The sequence below is a fragment of the Buchnera aphidicola (Muscaphis stroyani) genome, assembly GCF_005080865.1.
Lineage (GTDB): Bacteria > Pseudomonadota > Gammaproteobacteria > Enterobacterales > Enterobacteriaceae > Buchnera > Buchnera aphidicola_AG.
Window position 1 is genome coordinate 600,106 of sequence record NZ_CP034861.1, and the last position, 19,133, is coordinate 619,238.

At 26.2% G+C, this 19,133-nt stretch carries 15 protein-coding genes, 4 tRNA genes and 2 pseudogenes; 8 read left to right on the forward strand and 13 right to left on the reverse strand.

Going from position 1 to position 19,133, the window contains the following annotated elements; all coding sequences use genetic code 11:
• Window positions 1-50: 50 nt before the first annotated feature.
• Complete coding sequence (locus tag D9V75_RS02855) at window positions 51-1,286, reverse strand: MFS transporter (protein ID WP_158344005.1); 1,236 nt, start codon at window positions 1,284-1,286, stop codon at window positions 51-53.
• Window positions 1,287-1,330: 44 nt separating this feature from the next.
• Window positions 1,331-2,155, reverse strand: a complete 825-nt coding sequence (gene dapF / locus D9V75_RS02860) for a diaminopimelate epimerase (RefSeq protein ID WP_187306307.1) — start codon at window positions 2,153-2,155, stop codon at window positions 1,331-1,333.
• A 213-nt stretch (window positions 2,156-2,368) separates the two neighbouring features.
• Here dapF and cyaY point away from each other — a divergent pair, with 213 nt between their 5' ends.
• From cyaY to D9V75_RS03085, 3 genes and pseudogenes are all read left to right on the forward strand, one after another.
• On the forward strand, window positions 2,369-2,704 hold the full coding sequence (gene cyaY, locus D9V75_RS02865; RefSeq protein WP_158344009.1) for an iron donor protein CyaY: 336 nt from the start codon (window positions 2,369-2,371) through the stop codon (window positions 2,702-2,704).
• A 130-nt stretch (window positions 2,705-2,834) separates the two neighbouring features.
• Window positions 2,835-3,776 carry a hydroxymethylbilane synthase gene (hemC, locus tag D9V75_RS02870; protein ID WP_158344011.1) on the forward strand — a complete coding sequence of 314 codons (942 nt, stop codon included), beginning with the start codon at window positions 2,835-2,837 and terminating at the stop codon, window positions 3,774-3,776.
• Between the two features lie 18 nt (window positions 3,777-3,794).
• A pseudogene (locus D9V75_RS03085) lies at window positions 3,795-4,567 on the forward strand (uroporphyrinogen-III synthase).
• Here the strand turns inward: D9V75_RS03085 and D9V75_RS02885 are convergent.
• The 9 genes from D9V75_RS02885 to D9V75_RS02925 all read right to left on the reverse strand — a co-directional run bounded on the left by D9V75_RS02885 (window position 4,546) and on the right by D9V75_RS02925 (window position 12,496).
• A tRNA-Pro gene (locus tag D9V75_RS02885) sits at window positions 4,546-4,622 on the reverse strand. The pseudogene D9V75_RS03085 and the gene D9V75_RS02885 sit on opposite strands and share 22 nt — an antisense overlap.
• A gap of 28 nt (window positions 4,623-4,650) precedes the next feature.
• Window positions 4,651-4,723: transfer RNA gene (locus D9V75_RS02890), tRNA-His, on the reverse strand.
• 10 nt (window positions 4,724-4,733) lie between these two features.
• Window positions 4,734-4,807 (reverse strand) — tRNA-Arg (locus D9V75_RS02895).
• Window positions 4,808-4,917: 110 nt separating this feature from the next.
• Window positions 4,918-6,177 (reverse strand): transcription termination factor Rho, encoded by a 1,260-nt coding sequence (gene rho / locus D9V75_RS02900; RefSeq protein ID WP_158344017.1) that lies wholly within the window; start codon window positions 6,175-6,177, stop codon window positions 4,918-4,920.
• A gap of 115 nt (window positions 6,178-6,292) precedes the next feature.
• Entirely contained in the window at window positions 6,293-6,619 is a 327-nt protein-coding gene (gene trxA / locus D9V75_RS02905) for a thioredoxin TrxA (protein WP_158344019.1), read from the reverse strand.
• A gap of 204 nt (window positions 6,620-6,823) precedes the next feature.
• Complete coding sequence (gene rep / locus D9V75_RS02910) at window positions 6,824-8,776, reverse strand: DNA helicase Rep (protein WP_158344020.1); 1,953 nt, start codon at window positions 8,774-8,776, stop codon at window positions 6,824-6,826.
• Window positions 8,777-8,819: 43 nt separating this feature from the next.
• Entirely contained in the window at window positions 8,820-10,292 is a 1,473-nt protein-coding gene (gene ilvC / locus D9V75_RS02915) for a ketol-acid reductoisomerase (protein ID WP_158344021.1), read from the reverse strand.
• 80 nt (window positions 10,293-10,372) lie between these two features.
• Window positions 10,373-12,226 (reverse strand): dihydroxy-acid dehydratase, encoded by a 1,854-nt coding sequence (ilvD, locus tag D9V75_RS02920; protein ID WP_158344022.1) that lies wholly within the window; start codon window positions 12,224-12,226, stop codon window positions 10,373-10,375.
• A 196-nt stretch (window positions 12,227-12,422) separates the two neighbouring features.
• Window positions 12,423-12,496, reverse strand: a tRNA-Trp gene (locus D9V75_RS02925).
• A gap of 162 nt (window positions 12,497-12,658) precedes the next feature.
• Here D9V75_RS02925 and D9V75_RS02930 point away from each other — a divergent pair.
• The 5 genes and pseudogenes from D9V75_RS02930 (at window position 12,659) to fdx (ending at window position 16,883) form a co-directional block, all read left to right on the forward strand.
• A complete protein-coding gene (locus tag D9V75_RS02930; protein ID WP_158344023.1) occupies window positions 12,659-13,873 on the forward strand; it encodes an IscS subfamily cysteine desulfurase in 1,215 nt (404 codons plus the stop codon).
• Window positions 13,874-13,903: 30 nt separating this feature from the next.
• Window positions 13,904-14,290, forward strand: coding sequence for a Fe-S cluster assembly scaffold IscU (gene iscU, locus D9V75_RS02935; RefSeq protein WP_158344024.1), 387 nt, complete (start codon window positions 13,904-13,906; stop codon window positions 14,288-14,290).
• Between the two features lie 87 nt (window positions 14,291-14,377).
• Window positions 14,378-14,889 (forward strand): annotated as a pseudogene (gene hscB / locus D9V75_RS02940) (Fe-S protein assembly co-chaperone HscB).
• 16 nt (window positions 14,890-14,905) lie between these two features.
• Entirely contained in the window at window positions 14,906-16,414 is a 1,509-nt protein-coding gene (hscA, locus tag D9V75_RS02945; protein WP_410051790.1) for a Fe-S protein assembly chaperone HscA, read from the forward strand.
• 133 nt (window positions 16,415-16,547) lie between these two features.
• A complete protein-coding gene (gene fdx / locus D9V75_RS02950; protein WP_158344028.1) occupies window positions 16,548-16,883 on the forward strand; it encodes an ISC system 2Fe-2S type ferredoxin in 336 nt (111 codons plus the stop codon).
• A gap of 32 nt (window positions 16,884-16,915) precedes the next feature.
• On the opposite strand, the gene der is transcribed toward fdx, so the two are convergent.
• Both der and D9V75_RS02960 read right to left on the reverse strand, forming a co-directional pair.
• The gene (der, locus tag D9V75_RS02955; RefSeq protein ID WP_158344030.1) at window positions 16,916-18,280 is read right to left on the reverse strand and encodes a ribosome biogenesis GTPase Der; all 1,365 of its coding nucleotides are present in this window, start codon (window positions 18,278-18,280) and stop codon (window positions 16,916-16,918) included.
• 62 nt (window positions 18,281-18,342) lie between these two features.
• Window positions 18,343-18,927, reverse strand: coding sequence for a YfgM family protein (locus D9V75_RS02960; protein WP_158344032.1), 585 nt, complete (start codon window positions 18,925-18,927; stop codon window positions 18,343-18,345).
• Window positions 18,928-19,133 lie beyond the last annotated feature (206 nt).

The following is a 19,133-nucleotide window of genomic DNA, read 5'->3' on the forward strand; positions in this document are numbered from 1 at the left end:
TTAAAAATATCAAGTATGCTTCGCTTATAAAATTTATTGATTGTATGCTGTTAAGCAGAACAATTATTGTTAATTTTTATTTTTTTCATTTTTAAAGATAAAAAAATCCCAATAGTCAGCATTGTTATAACAAAAAATGAAATACCTATCCATTTTGAATAAAACCAAAAAAAACCACCAAACGTACCAAATACACTTGAACCTAAATAATAAAAAAATAAGTACAAAGAAGCCGCTTGCACTTTTCCGGAATTAGAACATGTACCAACCCAACTACTGACTACTGAGTGAGATGCAAAAAAACCGCTTGAAAATACTATTAAACCTAAAATTATTACAAATAAGTGATTATATTGAGTAATTACTACTCCTAAAAACATTAAAGATAATGATCCAATGAGAATATTATTTTGACTATATTTATTCGTTAGTATTCCAGCTTTAGGAGAGCTGTACACTCCGGTTAAATAAATGATAGAAAGTAATCCAATACTAGATTGACATAGATAAAAAGGTTTTAATATTAAACGATAACCAATATAATTAAAAATTGTAACAAAACTACCCATTAATACAAATCCTATAAAAAAAAGAATACACAATTCTATATTTTTTAATTGAAAGCAAAAATTCTTCATAAATTTTTTTAAATTAACAGAAACAGAACAAAAATTTTGAGATGGAGGTAATAAACATAAAAAAAAACATGATGAAATAAAAGAAGATAATCCAATTATCATTAATGAAACATTCCAAGAAAATTGTTCAGACAAAATACTGCTTAAAAGTCTTCCTGAACACCCTCCAATAGTATTACCGCTAATATATAATCCCATGCAAAAAGATAATGAAGAAGGATCTATTTCTTCGCTTATATATGTCATAGCAACTGCAACAACACCACTTAAAGATAATCCAGTTAATGCGCGGAGTATAATAATAGAATACCAGCTGTGCATAGAAGAACATATTATTGTAAAAATTGCCGCCATTAATAAAGAAGTTGACATAATTAATTTTCGACCAATTACATCAGATAGTGGACCAGTAAATAGCATTCCTAAAGCCATCATTGCAGTAGAAGACGAAAGTGATAAGCTGCTTTGGGCTGGAGTTAAATGAAATTGCTTAGAAAACACTGGTAAAATTGATTGTACGCAGTACAAAATAGAAAAAGTAGAAAAACCGCCTGAAAAAAGAGCTAAAATAAGTCGATTAAATTTTTTTGTACCTTTTTTTATATATTTTTTTTCTATTAAGACTTTCTTTTTTTTTAAAATCATCAAATAAGCTCCTTTTTTACAAAAAATATTGATTTTTTAAAATACAATTAAATATATATAAAACCATCGTATACATGAGTTGCAGGTCCTGTCATATAAAGAGGATGTTTAAATCCATTCCATTTTATCATTAAAGTTCCTCCAATTAAATCTACTTGAACATTACAAGAAAGTACTCTTTGTGCAATTCCTAGACTGACTGCCGCACAAGCTCCTGTTCCACAAGATTGCGTTTCACCTACATCACGTTCATATACTCTTAATTTTATATGATTTTTATTTATTATTTTCATAAAACTTACGTTTATCCCATTAGGGAAAATTCCATCTTTTTCTAGGATTTTACCAATTTTTTTTACAGGTGCATTTTTTATACATTCTACTTTAATAATACAGTGAGGGTTTCCCATACAAACAATGCCGCACACTAAATTATTATTTAATAATTGAATTGAAAAATTATTAGAATTTTTTTTATATAATGAAGGAGTTTGAACTTTTTTTAAAATAGGTTCGTTCATATTAACTTGAACTGTATTGTCAGGCATAAAATTAATTATTATTTTTTTTTTCATTGTACGAACAGTAACGCTTTTTTTATTGGTTAACTTCTTTATTAAAAGAAATAAACCAAAACATCGAGCGCCGTTACCGCATTGTTCAACCTCATTTCCGTTAGAATTAAAAATTCGATAATTAAAATCATATTCAGGATCTTTTGGTTTTTCTACAAGAAGTAATTGGTCGAAACCAATTCCGGTATGTCGATTCGACCATTGTTTTATTAATAAAGAAGATATGACTATTTTTTGATCAATACCATTGATAACCATAAAATCATTTCCTAATCCGTGCATTTTAGAAAAGTAAATTTTTTTTTTAAAATGATACATAAATGCTTTGCTCCGGTATTAATAATTTTTTTATTTATAATAAATAAATGTTTTTTAAAATATACACAAAGTATTTTATATCTTTTTAGATATTAAAATATATTATATATAAGTTAATTATTTTTTATTTTAAATTAGGTATAATAAATACTATTAACTAATAATATAACTTTTTAGACAAAGAGCGCTAAAATGACTGATAAAAAATATCATAAACTAGTAAATAATTTATTTTTAGAAATAGAAGATAATTTAAATTCTTACATTAATGAAATAGATATAGATTATGAAATACAAAACAATATTATGACTATAATGTTTGAAAATAAAAGTGTAATAATAATTAATAAACAAGAATCATTAAAACAAATTTGGCTAGCTACATCAGAGAATGGTCATCATTTTTGTTATGATAACAATCAGTGGATTTGTAACCGAAGTAATAAAAATTTTTGGGAAATATTAAAGAATGCATGCATTATTCAGTCAAATCAAAAGCTAATTTTAAAAATAAAAAAAAAATTTTAACGATACAAAATTTAAATTTTTCAAGTATTCAGTTTTAATAAACTATTATAATGTTTTTAACTAAGTTTAAAAAGTAATTACATTTTTATTTTTAATAAAAAATATTGATTACATTAACATAAATGAAAAAATGCAAAATAAAATTTTAAGAATTGCTACTAGAAAAAGTCCTTTAGCTTTAAAGCAAACTGAGTATGTTGAAAAAAAATTATTGTCTTTATATCCATATTTAAAAACTAAACTAGTACCTATTGTGACTCATGGTGACAATATTTTAAATAAATCTCTTTCAAAAATTGGAGGAAAAGGATTATTTATTAAAGAATTAGAAATAGCTCTTCTAGATAATAAAGCAGATATCGCAATACATTCTATGAAAGATTTACCAGTAAGGATTACAAAAGAATTGTGTTTAGCAAGTATATGCAAAAGAGGAAGTGCTTTAGATACTCTAGTCTCTAATCAATATAAGTCAATTAATCATTTACCGAAAGGAGCGGTTATTGGAACATCTAGTTTGAGACGACAATGTCAATTAATTACCTATCGTCCAGATTTAGTTATTTCTCCTTTAAGAGGAAATGTAGAAACGAGAATTGCTAAACTAGATGAAGGGAAATACGATGCTATCATTCTTGCTGCAGAAGGTTTAAATAGATTGGGTTTAAAACATAGAATTACTCAAATTATACCGCCAGAATTATTACTTCCTTCATGCGGCCAGGGCGCAATTGGAATTCAATCACGATTAAATGATAAAAAAGTATTATTTTTTTTATCTCGACTTAATCACATAAATACTTTTATCGAAATAAATGCTGAAAGAGCCTTTTGTAAAAAATTAGAAGCTGGATGTCAAATACCTATTGGAAGCTATGCTGTTTTGAGAAAAAATAAGATTTGGCTCAGAGGATTAGTAGGCTCTCCTAATGGAGATGTAATACTTAAAGGAGAAAGAATAGGGTCATTTAATACAGCTCAAAAAATGGGGCATTCGCTTGCAAATGAATTGCTTTATTATGGAGCTAATCAAATTCTTAAAAATGTTTATATACAAAAACCAAATTTATAAAATATGAAAATATTAATTATGAGACCTTTTCCGGAAGGTAAAGAGTTAGTGAAAAAATTGAAAGAAGCAGGGATATCTGCTTGGAATTTTTCTTTGTTTAATTTTAAAGTTAGTACAAGCTTAATAAGCTTATCTAAAAAAGCTTATCAATTATATACATCTGATTTAATTTTTGTTTTTTCTAAGAAATCTATTTATTTTACTCAACTATATTTAAATTATCATAATTTAGTATGGCCATCTCATCCAAAATATTATGCTATTGGAAAAAATACAGCTTTTTTTCTTAAAAAATACGTTTTAAAAAAAGTATATTTTCCAAAAAAAAAGAAAATAGTGAAAGTTTATTAAAAATTTTTTATAAAAACAAATGTATTAAAGATAAAAAAATACTTTTATTACAAGGCGAAAATGGAAGAAAACTGATAAAAAATAGTTTAAAAAAAAATGGATTTAATGTTTCTTTAGTTGAATGTTATAAAAGAGTTTTTAAAAATATAAACATTGAATTAGAACTAAAAAAATGGAAATTTTATAAAATAAATACACTGTTAGTTACAAACAGTGAAATTTTGAATAAATTAAATGATATATTTGATGATATTAATCAAAAAAAATGGCTTTTTGAATGTAAAATTTTTGTAGTAGGTGATCGATTAAAAAAACTGGCTAAAGAAATAGGATGGAAAAATATTATAGTTTCTGAATATGCAAATAATGATTATTTACTAAAATTAATTATAAAAAATTATTATTCTTTAAACTTATTTGGTCGGCGAAAGAGGATTTGAACCTCTGACCTACTGGTCCCAAACCAGTTGCGCTACCAAACTGCGCTATTCGCCGTTAAAGTTAATGATATGTTTTATTTTTGGGTGGTTAATGGGATTTGAACCCATGACCACTGGAATCACAATCCAGAGCTCTACCAACTGAGCTATAACCACCAATGAAAAATGCGCTCGACAGGATTTGAACCTGATACCTCTATCTTCGGAAGATAGCGCTCTATCCAAATGAGCTACGAGCGCATTAATATAAAATAAAATTAGATTTTAAAATTAATAACGCTTCTTGTCCAGCTTTTTTTTGAAAAAATTTTATAAAAAGTAGTTTTATCATTAAAAATTATTTTTAATTTTTATGAACGTTTCATCATATCAAAAAATTCATCGTTAGTTTTTGTCATTGATAATTTATTAAGTAAAAATTCCATTGCATCTATTTCACTCATAGGATGAATTATTTTTCTTAAAATCCACATTTTTTGAAGTTCTTCTGGTAAAGCGAGCAATTCTTCTTTACGAGTTCCAGAACGATTATAATCTATAGCTGGAAAAACTCGTTTTTCTGCAATTTTTCTTGATAATGGCAGTTCCATATTTCCAGTTCCTTTGAATTCTTCATATATAACTTCATCCATTTTTGATCCTGTGTCTACCAAAGCAGTTGCAATAATTGTTAAACTACCTCCCTCTTCTACATTTCTTGCAGCTCCAAAAAATCTCTTAGGTCGATGCAAAGCATTAGCATCAACACCTCCTGTTAAAACTTTACCAGATGCTGGAACAACTGTATTATATGCTCTTGCTAATCGAGTAATTGAGTCCAGTAAGATAATAACATCTTTTTTATGTTCTACTAATCTTTTTGCTTTTTCAATAACCATTTCAGCAACTTGAACATGTCTAGAAGCCGGCTCATCAAAAGTAGAAGCAACTACTTCTCCCTTTACCAATCTTTGCATTTCGGTTACTTCTTCAGGTCTTTCATCAATTAATAGCACCATTAACACGCAATCGGGATGATTATAAGCAATGCTTTGAGCGATATTTTGTAATAAAATGGTTTTTCCTGCTTTTGGAGGTGCTACAATTAAGCCTCTTTGTCCTCTTCCGATAGGAGAAGCTAAATCTAATACTCTTGCTGTTAAATCTTCTGTAGAACCATTTCCTCGTTCCATTCTTAATCTAGAATTAGCATGTAAAGGAGTTAAATTTTCAAATAAAATTTTACTTCTTGCGTTTTCAGGTTTATCATAATTGACTTCGTTTACTTTAAGAAGAGCAAAATATCTTTCTCCTTCTTTTGGTGGTCTTATTTTTCCTGAAATAGTATCTCCAGTTCGCAGATTGAATCTACGAATTTGACTAGGTGAAACATAAATGTCATCAGGACCAGCTAAATATGAACTATCAGCTGAACGTAAAAAACCAAAACCATCTTGTAATATTTCTAAGACACCGTCTCCAAATATATCTTCTCCACTTTTCGCGTGTTGTTTTAGGATGGCAAAAATAATATCTTGTTTACGCATTCGCGCTAAATTTTCCAACCCCATTTTTTCACCAAGAGTAATTAATTCAGAAACTGGCATATTTTTAAGTGCGGTAAGATTCATAATGGTGGGTTCTTAGTAAAATCGGGGTAAATCTCGAAATGATAGTTATGACATAATATAAAAAGCACTTATGTCTATTAATAAATTTATAATTAGTTTTATTTAAAAAAACATTTTAGTAAATATTTTTGTCTAAAAATTCTTTAAGTTCTAACTTAGAAATCGCCCCGACTTTTGTAGCAAGAACCTGTCCTTTATGAAATAATAATAATGCAGGAATTCCTCTAATAGAGTAAAGAGGAGCTGTTTTAGGATTTTTTTCAATATCAATTTTTCCAACAACAACTTTATTGCAATATTCTTCTGTTATTTCTTCTAAAACAGGAGCTAATATTTTACATGGATTACACCATTTAGCCCAAAAATCGACTAACGTAAAAGATGTAGATTTTAATACTTTTTCTTTAAAATTATGATCTGTGAGTTCAATTATTTTGTTCATTTTTATATATTTGCTCAATGTAAAGAATATTTGATAAATAACATTTTTTATAAATTTTAAAGTATATATAAATAATATCATTTTTAAGAATTCATTTAAACTAAAATTTAAATAATTTTATTATTTTGTTAATGTATTAATTTAAAAAATTTTATTTGTTATTATTTTTTATAAAATTATTTTAGTTATTAATGTTTAGCAATATTAATATTTTTTATTTATTTTAAAATTTGACTCCCAACATAAATCTTCTTGAGGCAATTCAAATAAAAATCTACTAGGTTCTGTATATAAAATTTGTCCATATTGACTAAATTTTCTGCAATAAGTAAAAAATAGATGTTTTTTAGCTCTTGTAATTCCTACATATGTTAAACGTCTTTCTTCTTCTATTTTATTTTCATTAATGCTTTTATAACTTGGAAGAATGCCTTCATTCATGCCAATCATAAAAACTAAAGAAAATTCTAATCCTTTAGAAGAATGAAGTGTCATCAGTTGTACCTGATCATCATTTATTTGTTTTGGGTTTTTTTCTATTAAGTCTTGAAGTGTCATTCTTGTCACAATTTGAGATATATTCATGGGTTTGTCAAAATCATTTCCTTTTATCATGCTTTTAAACCATTGATTAAAGGTATAAACATTGTTTATACTATTTTGAATTTTATTTTTTTCTTTTAATTTTTTTATCAGCCATTCTTCATATTTGATGTCAGAAATAATATAATTTAACAAATATAATGGGTTAGTATGAGATAATTTAGTTATTTTTTTAATCCAAAGAATAAATTTTTTAATCTTATTTACAGTATTTTTTTTTAAAAAAGATTCAATTTCTATGTTTTCACTTAATTGAAAAAGACTTTTATTTTTTAAGATTGAAAATTTTTCTAATTTACTTAGTGTTGTCAATCCTATTTGACGAGAAGGTGTATTTATAATTCTCATAAATGCATAATTGTCATTAGGATTAACAATTATACGAAGATAACTTAATAAATCTTTAATTTCAGGTCGATAAAAAAATGAAGATGTTTTAGAAATGTTGTATGGAATATTTTTTTTTATTAAAATTTTTTCTAAAATTCGAGATTGATGATTGCCACGATATAAAATTGCACATTCTTTATATTTTATACAGTTTTTAGAGCGTTGATAGATAATTTTTTCTACAATTTTTTCTGCTTCATTTTCTTCATTATCACCTACAATTATTTTTATTAAATTTCCATATTTTAATTTAGAAAATAACTTTTTTTCAAAAAAGTGAACATTATTAGCAATAAGACTATTTGCAATTTTCAATATTCTTCCATAAGAACGATAATTATGCTCCATTTTTATAGTTTTTAAAGTAGGAAAATCTTTTTTTAATATAAAAATATTTTGAGGCTGAGCGCCTCTCCATGAATAAATAGACTGATCGTCATCTCCTACTAGCGTGAAATTAGAATTAGCAGTAGTAATCATTTTTATAAATTCATATTGACTGTTATTTGTATCTTGATACTCATCGACTAATAGATAAGAAATTTTTTTTTGCCAACGATTTCTAACTGTTTGATTGTTTTTTAATAGTAATGTTGGTATACAAATTAAATCATCAAAATCTAACATATTTGAATCGCGTAAATAAAATTCATATTTTTTATAAAAATCAGCAAAAATTTTTTCTGTTTCAGTTTGGGCTAATGATTGCACTTGACAGGGAGAAAGAAATTGATTTTTCCAAAGAGAAATTGCAAACATTAATTGTTTTATTGTTTTTCTGTTATTTTTTATAATTCCATTAAAAAATTTTTTTAATAATTTTTCTTGGTCTTTTCCGTCGAATAAAGAAAAATTAGAATTTAATTTTAATGAATTAATTTCTTCTTTAATGATTCTTAAACCCAATGCATGAAAAGTGGAAATTATCATTTCTTGAATTTCTAAAAAGTTTAGATTTTTTGAAAGACGAACCTTCATTTCATGAGCTGCTTTATTAGTAAAAGTGACAGCAGCAATATTTTTGGATTTGTGTTTGCAGCATTTAATTAAATGAATTATTTTATTAACAATAACTTTTGTTTTTCCAGATCCAGCCCCTGCTAATATTAAACAGGGACCAGTAACAAGTTTTACAGCATTTTTTTGAGCAAAATTTAGAGACATAAGTAGTAACGTCATTAGTTTTTGTTAAAAATAAAATATTTTTTTATTGAGCTACAGTAATTTTTTTCATATTTTTCATATGTTTTCTTAATTTTCGCCCGATAATTTCAATTGGGTGGTTTCGAATAGTTTCATTAATTTTATATAATTCAATATTATCAATATGATTAATTGGAGAAATTTCTCCTATGTCGCTTTTTTTTAAACTCATTATAATTTTTTTAAAGATAGGATATGCTGATTTGTAAAAAAGATAACTTCCATATTCAGCAGTATCAGAAATTACTATGTTCATTTCATAGAGCTTTTTTCGAGCAATTGTATTGGCAATTAATGGCAATTCATGCAATGACTCATAATAAGCGGATTCTTCAACAATTCCTGATTTTAACATTGTTTCAAAAGACAATTCAATTCCTGATTTTAATATTGCCACCATTAATGTACCATGATCGTAGTACTCTTGTTCTGAAATTTTATCATCTTGAACAATAGCATTTTCAAAATCTGTTTTTTTTATTTCAGCGCGCCAATTTAATAATTTTTTGTCTTTATTATGCCAATCTTCTATCATTTTGATAGAAAAATCACCTGATATTATGTCGTTCATATGTTTTTCAAACAAAGGTTTTAATTTTTCTTTAATTGTTTTACAAATCTTAAAAGCTCGAACTTTAGAGGAATTAGACAACCTGTCCATCATTAAAGTAATTCCACCATGTTTAAGCGATTCGGTAATTGTTTCCCATCCAAATTGTAATAATTTTGCAGCATAAGAAGGATGGTGTTTTTCATAAATTAATTTTTCATAACACACTAACGACGCAGTTTGCAAAACACCACATAAAATAGTTTGTTCACCCATTAAGTCAGATTTTACTTCAGCAACAAAAGACGATTCCAATACTCCAGCACGATGCCCTCCTATTGAAAATGCCCATGATTTTGCTATTTCTAATCCTTTTTTTTGAGGATCATTATCTTTATGAACTGCTATTAAAGTAGGTACTCCAAAACCTCTTTTATATTCTTCTCTTACTTCTGTTCCCGGACATTTAGGGGCTACCATAACTACAGTAATATCTTCTCTTATAATCTCTCCGTATTCAACAATATTAAAACCATGAGAATATCCTAAGAAAGAATTTTTTTTCATTAATTTTTGAAGTTTTTGAACAACAGAACTATGCTGTTTATCTGGAGTTAAGTTTATTACTAAGTCAGCGTTTGGTATCAAAGATTCATAATCGCCAACTTTAAAGTGATTTCTAGTAGCGTTCAACCAAGATTGATTTTTTTTTAAGATACTATTTTTCTGAAGTGCATAAGTAATATTCAAACCAGAATCTCTCATATTCAATCCTTGATTTAAACCTTGAGAACCGCAACCAACAATGACTATTTTTTTATTTTTTAAAATGTTATTTTTATCTTTAAATTCTTTTCTTTTCATAAAACGACATTGTTTTATTTGATTAAATTTTTCACTAAAACTTAATTTATTAAAATAGTTCATAAAAAATTATCCTTATTTTCTTAAAAAGATTATTTAACACAATCAATATTTTAATTATTTTTTATACAAAAAAATTGTTTTTATATATTAAATAATTTATTTTTATCTCTAACAGCTCCTTGATCAGCACTTGTGGCAAAATATGCATATGCTTTTAACGCTTCAGAAACATATCTCTTTCGATTTTTTGGTTTATAAGATTTTAAACCTTTTGATTCTTCTTGAAAAGTTCTAGAACACAATTCTTTTTCTGTAATTTTTAAATGAATTGTTCTTTTTAAAATGTTAATTTCAATAATATCTCCATTTTTTACTAAAGCAATAATTCCTTTATTAGCCGCTTCAGGAGACACGTGTCCTATAGATAAACCGGATGTTCCTCCTGAAAATCTACCATCTGTGATTAATGCGCACTTTTTGTCTAATTTCATTGATTTTAAGTACGTAGTCGGATAAAGCATTTCTTGCATTCCAGGTCCTCCTTTTGGTCCTTCATAACGAATAATAATAGCATCTCCTGGAATAATTTTATCATTTAAAATAGCTTTAACAGCTTCTTCTTGACTTTCATATACTTTTGCTCTACCCGAAAATATTTTATTATTGTTATCTATGCCTGCCGTTTTTACAATGCATCCGTTTTTTGCTAAATTTCCATATAAAACAGCTAATCCTCCATCTTTACTATAAGCATGCTCAATAGATCGAATACATCCATTTTGACGGTTATTGTCTAATTTTTTCCATCTACAACTTTGAGAATATGGTTTGACGGTACGCACACCTCCTGGTCCCGCATGAAACATTTGAATTATATTTTTATTTCTAGAAGTCATTATATCGTATTGATTTAATGTTTCTTCTAAATTTAATCCGAGTACATTTTTAGTATTTTTATGTATTAAATTGCATCGATTTAATTCTCCGAGTATTCCCATTACACCGCCTGCTCGATGAACATCTTCTACATGATACAAAGATGTACTGGGTGCGACCTTACAAATATGCGGAATTTTTTTTGACAAATTGTCAATATCAGACATTTTAAAATTTAAATTTGCTTCTTGAGCTGCTGCTAATAAATGCAAAACAGTGTTAGTAGAACCGCCCATTGCGATATCTAAAGTCATTGCATTATTAAAAGATTCTTTATTTGCAATATTTCTAGGAAGGACGTTTGTATTATTATTTTTGTAGTATTCTTTTGTAATTTTTACTATGACTTGAGCTGATTTTATAAATAAATCTTTACGATCAACATGAGTAGCGAGCAGTGTGCCGTTTCCAGGTAATGATAAACCCATAGATTCTATTAAACAATTCATAGAATTTGCTGTAAACATGCCAGAACAAGAACCACATGTTGGACAAGCAGACATTTCAACTTGTTTAATAAAATCATCTGATTGATTTGGATTTCCACTATGAATCATTGCATCAACTAAATCAATTTTTCTAATTTTGTTTTTTATTTGTATTTTTCCAGCTTCCATTGGTCCACCGGAAATGAAAATTGAAGGGATATTTAATCTTAGAGATGCCATGAGCATACCAGGAGTAATTTTATCACAATTAGAGATGCAAATCATTGCATCAACGCAATGTGCATTAATAACATACTCGACAGAATCAGCAATTAATTCTCGTGAAGGCAAAGAATATAGCATACCTGAATGTCCCATTGCTATTCCGTCATCTATTGCAATGGTGTTAAATTCTTTTGCAACACCTCCTTCTTTGTTAATTGTTTCTGAGATAAGTTTTCCAATCTCTTGTAAATGAATGTGACCTGGAACAAATTGAGAAAAAGAATTTACTACTGCAATGATAGGCTTTTTAAAATCTTCTTCTGTCATTCCTGTCGCTCGCCATAAAGATCGAGCTCCTGCCATGTTTCTTCCGTGTGTAGTAGTAAAAGAACGATATTTTGGCATTTTAAAAAATTACTCCAAAGAAAAGTTTTAAAAAACAATTTTTTTTATTTTATAATTGAGAAAGAAGAAATATTTTTTAGAGATTTCATATTACATTATTAAAATGCATAAGAATTATGATAATTACATGAATTGGTTTTGGAATCTTGAATAGCGATATACATATTAAGAAAAATTTAATGTATTTATATTTTTTCAGGGGTGGAAGGACTTGAACCTACAACTTTCGGTTTTGGAGACCGATGCTCTACCAAATTGAACTACACCCCTAATTTATATAAAATATAATTATATTCTCAATTAGAGAAAAAGTCTAGTATGTATTTTTTTAATTTTTAACAGGAAATTTTTAAAATTTTTTACTTTATAGATTTTTTTAAATGATAGAATATATTTTATTTTTAAAAAAAATCTATATGAGGTTATATATTTATGAAAATTCCAATTTATTTAGATTACGCAGCAACTACACCTGTGGATGTCAGTGTTGCTAAAAAAATGATGAAGTATTTAACAATAGATGGAGTGTTTGGAAATTCAGCTTCACGTTCACACAGATTTGGTTGGGAAGCAGAAGAAGCAGTAGATGTTGCACGTAATCAAATATCAAATTTAATTGGAGCAGATTCTCGTGAAATTGTTTTTACTTCAGGAGCAACAGAAGCAAATAATTTGGCTATAAAAGGAATTGCTTATTTTTATAAAAAAAAAGGTAATCATATTATCACAAGCAAAACAGAACATAAGTCTGTTTTAGATGTTTGTAGATATTTAGAAAATGAAGGATTTATTTTGACTTATTTAAGTCCTAAAAATAATGGAATTATTGATCTAAATGATTTAAAAAAAAATATTCAAAAAAATACTATATTAGTTTCTATAATGCATGTAAATAACGAAACTGGTATTATTCAAGATATTGAAAACATATCAAAAATTTGTAGATCAAATGGTATTTTTTTTCATGTAGATGCCACTCAGAGTGTAGGTAAAATTCCTATTAATTTAAAACATACATTCATAGATTTAATGTCTTTTTCTGCTCATAAAATTTATGGACCAAAAGGCATTGGAGGTTTATATGTACGTCGGAAACCACGTGTTCGTTTATTGTCTTCTATTCACGGAGGAGGACATGAAAGAGGTATGCGATCAGGAACTTTAGCCGTTCATCAAATTGTAGGGATGGGTGAATCTTTTCAAATGGCTAATGAAAAAATTAAAGATGATTTCATGCGTTTAACTAATTTAAGAAATTCACTTTGGAACGGTATTAAAAATATTGAAGAAGTTTATTTAAATAGCGATTTAAAACAATGCGCGCCTCATATATTAAATGTAAGTTTTAATTACATTGAAGGGGAATCGCTAATTATGGCTCTTAAAGATTTAGCTATTTCTTCAGGTTCTGCATGCACTTCTGCTAGTTTAGAACCTTCTTACGTGTTACGAGCTTTAGGAATTAAAGATGAATTAGCTCATAGTTCCATTCGGTTTTCAATTGGACGCTTCACAACAGAAGAAGAAATTCAACACACAGTAAAATTAGTACACCAATCTATTCAAAGATTAAGAGATCTTTCTCCTTTATGGGAAATGTTTAAATCAGGAGTTGATTTAAATAGTGTAGAATGGGATCATAGTTAAAATTAATTTAATTTTTTATAGGTAATCTAGATGGCTTATAGCAAAAAAGTAATGGATCATTATGAAAATCCCAGAAATGTAGGTTCTTTTTCTAATTCTGATATCAATGTTGGAAGTGCATTGGTCGGAGCTCCAGCATGCGGAGATGTCATGAAATTACAAATTAAAGTAAATACAAAAGGTATTATTGAAGACGCATGTTTTAAGACCTACGGATGTGGTTCTGCAATAGCTTCTAGCTCATTAGTTACAGAATGGATTAAAGGAAAATCTATAAAAGAAGCTGAAGAAATTAAAAATACGAATATAGCACAAGAGCTAGATCTTCCTCCAGTGAAAATTCATTGTTCTATTTTAGCGGAAGATGCAATTAAAGCGGCTATTGCAGATTATAAAAATAAAAAAGATATTAATTAATATTATTTTTTTGATGTTGAAAGAGTATATTACTTTCAACATCTGAATTTGATGTTTATATTTTAAAATTAAGATAAGGTAATTTTTATGAATTATTTCGAATTATTTCATTTACCTGAAAAATTTAAAATTGATATGGAAATTCTTTCTAAAAAATATTATAAATTGCAGTTGAAATTTCATCCAGATTTGTTTATTAATTATTCCGATAGTAAAAAAAAAATATTTTAAAAAAATCAATAGAAATAAACAAAGGATATGAAACTTTAAAAAATTTTTTAAGCAGGGCAATTTATATACTTTTTTTAAATGGAGTCGAGGTTAATCATGAAGAAATTTTGTTAAATGATAAAGATTTTTTAAAAAGTCAATTTGATTTATATACAGAACTAGATTGTTTAAAGAAAAATCATTTAAATCAAAATAGACTAGATTATTTATTATGTGAAATAGAAAAAAAAATAAAAAAATATGAAAATAAAATTGAATTAGAAATTGATAATAAAAATTGGAAAAAAGCTGTTAAAGTAATATCTGAATTATTTTTTTTAATAAAAATCAAAAAAATTTTTACAAAATCAAATATTAAAGACACGTAAATTAAGGCGTTTTTAAATTATGTTTGTTAATGTGCATAAAAATAAAAAATTAATTTTAGGAATTGATCTTGGAACTACCTATTCCTTAGCTGCTGTGGTTGAAAAAGATCGTGTTATCTTATTATCAGATAGTAAAAAACGTTACTTGTTACCGTCCATTGTAAATTTTAATAAAAATAAAATTTCTGTTGGTTGGAGTGCTCAATCAAAAGAAGTTCAAGACCCATTAAATACTATTAGTTCCGTAAAACGTTTCATTGGTCGTTCTTTTCAATTTATTAAAAGAAATTTTCCTATTTTACCTTATAAAATAATACAAAATGAAAGTGGAGGCGTATATTTTTACACCGATGCAGGTTATATCAGTCCTGTAGATGTTTTCAGTCATATTTTAAATAAACTTAAAAAAAGAGCTTATTTTTATTCTAATCAAAAAATTGATGCTGCTATTATTACAGTACCTGCTTATTTTAATAACAACCAAAGGTTGGAAACAAAAAAAGCAGCTTTTTTATCAAATATAAATTTAGTTCGATTATTAAATGAACCAACAGCAGCTGCTCTTGCATACGGTTTGGAAACAGGTAAGCATGGAGTTGTTGTTGTATACGATTTAGGAGGAGGTACATTTGATATTTCAATATTAAAATTAAATAAAGGAGTATTTGAAGTATTAGCAACTGGCGGAGATTCGCATTTAGGAGGCGATGATTTTGATTTTGATTTATCGAAATATATTCATGAAAAATTGATTGAATGTAATAGTAAAGATTATTATTTTTCTCAATCTCTATTATTGGAGATTGCAAAAAAAACTAAAATCAAACTCACTAAAAATAAAAAAGTTGAAGTTAATTTTTTAAATTGGAAAGGACATATTACTCGTGATGAATTTAATCTAATTATTGAAAATAAAGTTAAAAGAACTTTGTCAATTTGTTCAAAATTGATGAAAGAAATTGATTTAAACATAACAAATGTTGAAGAAGTTATTTTAGTGGGTGGTTCTACTCGTATTCCATTGATTCATGAACAAGTTTCAATGTTTTTTAAGAAAAATCCTTTAACATCTATTGATCCAGAAAAAGTTGTAGCAATAGGTGCTGCCCTTCATGCAAATATGCTTTTTGGGAAACAATCAAAAAATAAAACACTTTTATTAGATGTTATACCTATTTCTTTAGGAATTGAAGTTATGGGTGGTTTTATGGAAAAAATTATTCTTCGAAACACTTTAATACCCATTTCAAAAACAAAAGAATTTACAACTTTCAAAGATGGTCAAACAACTATTCTTATTCATATTTTGCAAGGAGAAAAAGAACTAGTTAAAGATTGCGTATCTTTATCTCGTTTTGTTTTAAAAAATATTTCCTCCAAAAAAGCAGGAATAGTCCGAATTTTAGTAACATTTGAAATAGATACTGATGGTTTAATTAGTATTAAAGCATCTGAAAAATTAAGTAATAGAGAGAAAAAAATTCAAATTGATCAATTTGATTTCTTTAAAAAAAATACTAGTTAATAAATTAGAATTTAAATTAAATTCGAAATAATTATTTCATAGACATTAAAATAAAAAATTAATTTCAAAATTATTAAAAAATTTTTAATTTTTTAATAATATTTTTATTTAACTCAATTTAAGAGAAATTTTCATGCCTAAGATTTTCTTTTTACCTCATAAAATTATATTACCTAAAGGTGCAGTTTTCGACTCAAAAACGGGAGAAACAATTTTACACGTTGGATTGCGTAATAATGTAAAGATAGAACATGCTTGTGAACAGTCATGTGCTTGCAGCACTTGTCATTGTATTATAAGAAAAGGTTTTCATTCTCTTTCAGGTTGGTCTGAAAAAGAAGATGATATTTTAGATAAAGCATGGGGCCTTGAATCTAAAAGCCGTTTGAGTTGCCAAGCTATAATTGGAAATGTTGATGTAGTAGTAGAGATTCCTCTTTATAGTGTTAATTATACAGGTGAATCTTAATTTTAACAATATATCTTTAATAATTAATTTTTTTATTTCTTAGAAATATAAGGATTAAGATTTTCTTTAAATTTTATTTGAATAAGTGCTCCTTTTATTTTAAACATGTTATAAAAAAAATTAATTAAGTATTTTTTATATGAATTAGGCAAACATTTAATTTGATTTCCATGAATGATAATAATTAGTGGATTAAAGCTTCCTAAATGGGCATATTTTAATTTTATTCGACGACCTTTAATGATAGGAGGTTGATGTTTTTTTGTTGCTATATGCATGGATTTTGTAAGTATTGAAGCACTTATTTTATTTTGAGAATTTATATAAGCCTCATTGACAGATTTAAGTATGTTAAATATTCCCATATTTTTTAATGCTGATATAAAATGAATTCTTGAAAAAAACAAAAATTGTAATTTTTTTTCTATTAAATTTTTAAATCTTTTTTTTTCAGTATTATGCAACAAATCGTATTTATTTATTACAACAACTATAGATTTTCCAGTTTTGACAATAAAACTAGCTAACGATAAATCTTGATTAGAAATAGTTTTTGTACTTGCATCTATTATTAATAAAACTACATTTGCATTTTCAATGCTTTGCAAAGTTTTTATCATTGAAAATTTTTCAATTACATTACTTATTTTATTTTTTTTAACAGTTCCTGCAGTATCAATTAAAATGTAATTTTTTTTACGATGTGTCATAGGTGTAGATATACTATCTAATGTAGTTCCTGGTATTTGGCATGTTATCATTTGTTTTTTTTTTAGAAAAGCATTTGTTAAGGTAGATTTCCCTACGTTAGGTCTTCCTATTAAAGCAATTTTTATTTCTCTTTTATTTTCTTTTTGACTTTTTATATTCAATTGACTATTCAATTTTTCTTTAAAATTCATGTTTATCCAGGGAATTAAATATTTTAAGATAAGAGTACTAATTCCTTGGTTGCAACGTGCAGAAATTTGATGTTGATTTTTAAAACCTAACTCATAAAATTCATTAATTTTCGATGTTTTAAAACTTTTATCTATTTTGTTAATTATTAAAATAATTTTTTTATTATATTTTCTGATGAACTGAGATAAGTTTTTTTCTTGTGGCATTAGTCCGTCATAAGCATCGACTATAAAAAGAATTAAATCAGATTCTTTTATAGCTTTTAACGTTTGTACATAAGCTTTTTTTTTGATTCTTTCTAATTGAATATCCAAACCGGCAGTATCAATTAAAATTCCTTTTTTTTGCTTTTCTAAAAAAATATATCCATATTGTCTGTCTCTAGTTAAGCCCGGATAATCAGCAACTAATGCATTTCTGCTTTTTGTTAAAATATTAAATAAAGTAGATTTTCCTACATTAGTTCGACCAATTAATGAAATAATAGGTAGCATAGTGAATGTACTCTTATAAAAATTAAAAAAATTTTTTTAAATTTGCATTTATGTTTCAGTATTTATTTTATTTCGTTAATCTTCATGTTAACAATCTCTTTAGATGCATTAGATAGATTATAAGATTTGCTTTTTTCCCATGCTATTAAAGCTTCTTTTTTATTATTTTGACCCATAAAAATATCTCCTTTCATATTTTCAACTATATTCTGCCATTCGACATTTTTTATATTCTTAAGAATATTCATTGCTTCATGATATTTTTTTTGTTGTATTTTTATTTTGCAAATTCTTATTAATAAAACATTTTTTAAATTTTCTTCCTTTATATATTTTAAATTGCTGTTTAACAAAAAAGCGGCTTTGTTTAAATTATTTGATAAAACATATTGTTTTGATAAAAACATAGCAGTTAATGCACCATAAATGTTGTTATTTTGAATGATAAAAGTTTCAGCATCAGTTATAGTTTTAGGTTTTTTTATGTCTATTTTTTGAATTATAAGCTCGTATTTAGATGTATCAAAAGAACTCGATTCAACGAAAAAAAATTTTTTCCAGCATGTAAAAATACAGATCGCACTAATAAAGAAGATAAGAATATATTTTTTATTAGAATTTTTATTTTTTTGAAATATTTTAATCATTTTTGTCTCTTTTTAAAAATTTTTTGTCATGCAAAGTAGATAGCATAATTTAAAATTTTTATTTATTTTTTAATTTTTTTATCTTGAATGCAATAAGTATTTTTTATTTTTTACTTTTTTATTCAATTTTTGATAAAAATCATATCATATAAAAAAGTTATGCGTATGAAAATCACTGATTGTGCACAGTTAGTTCATGCGATAAG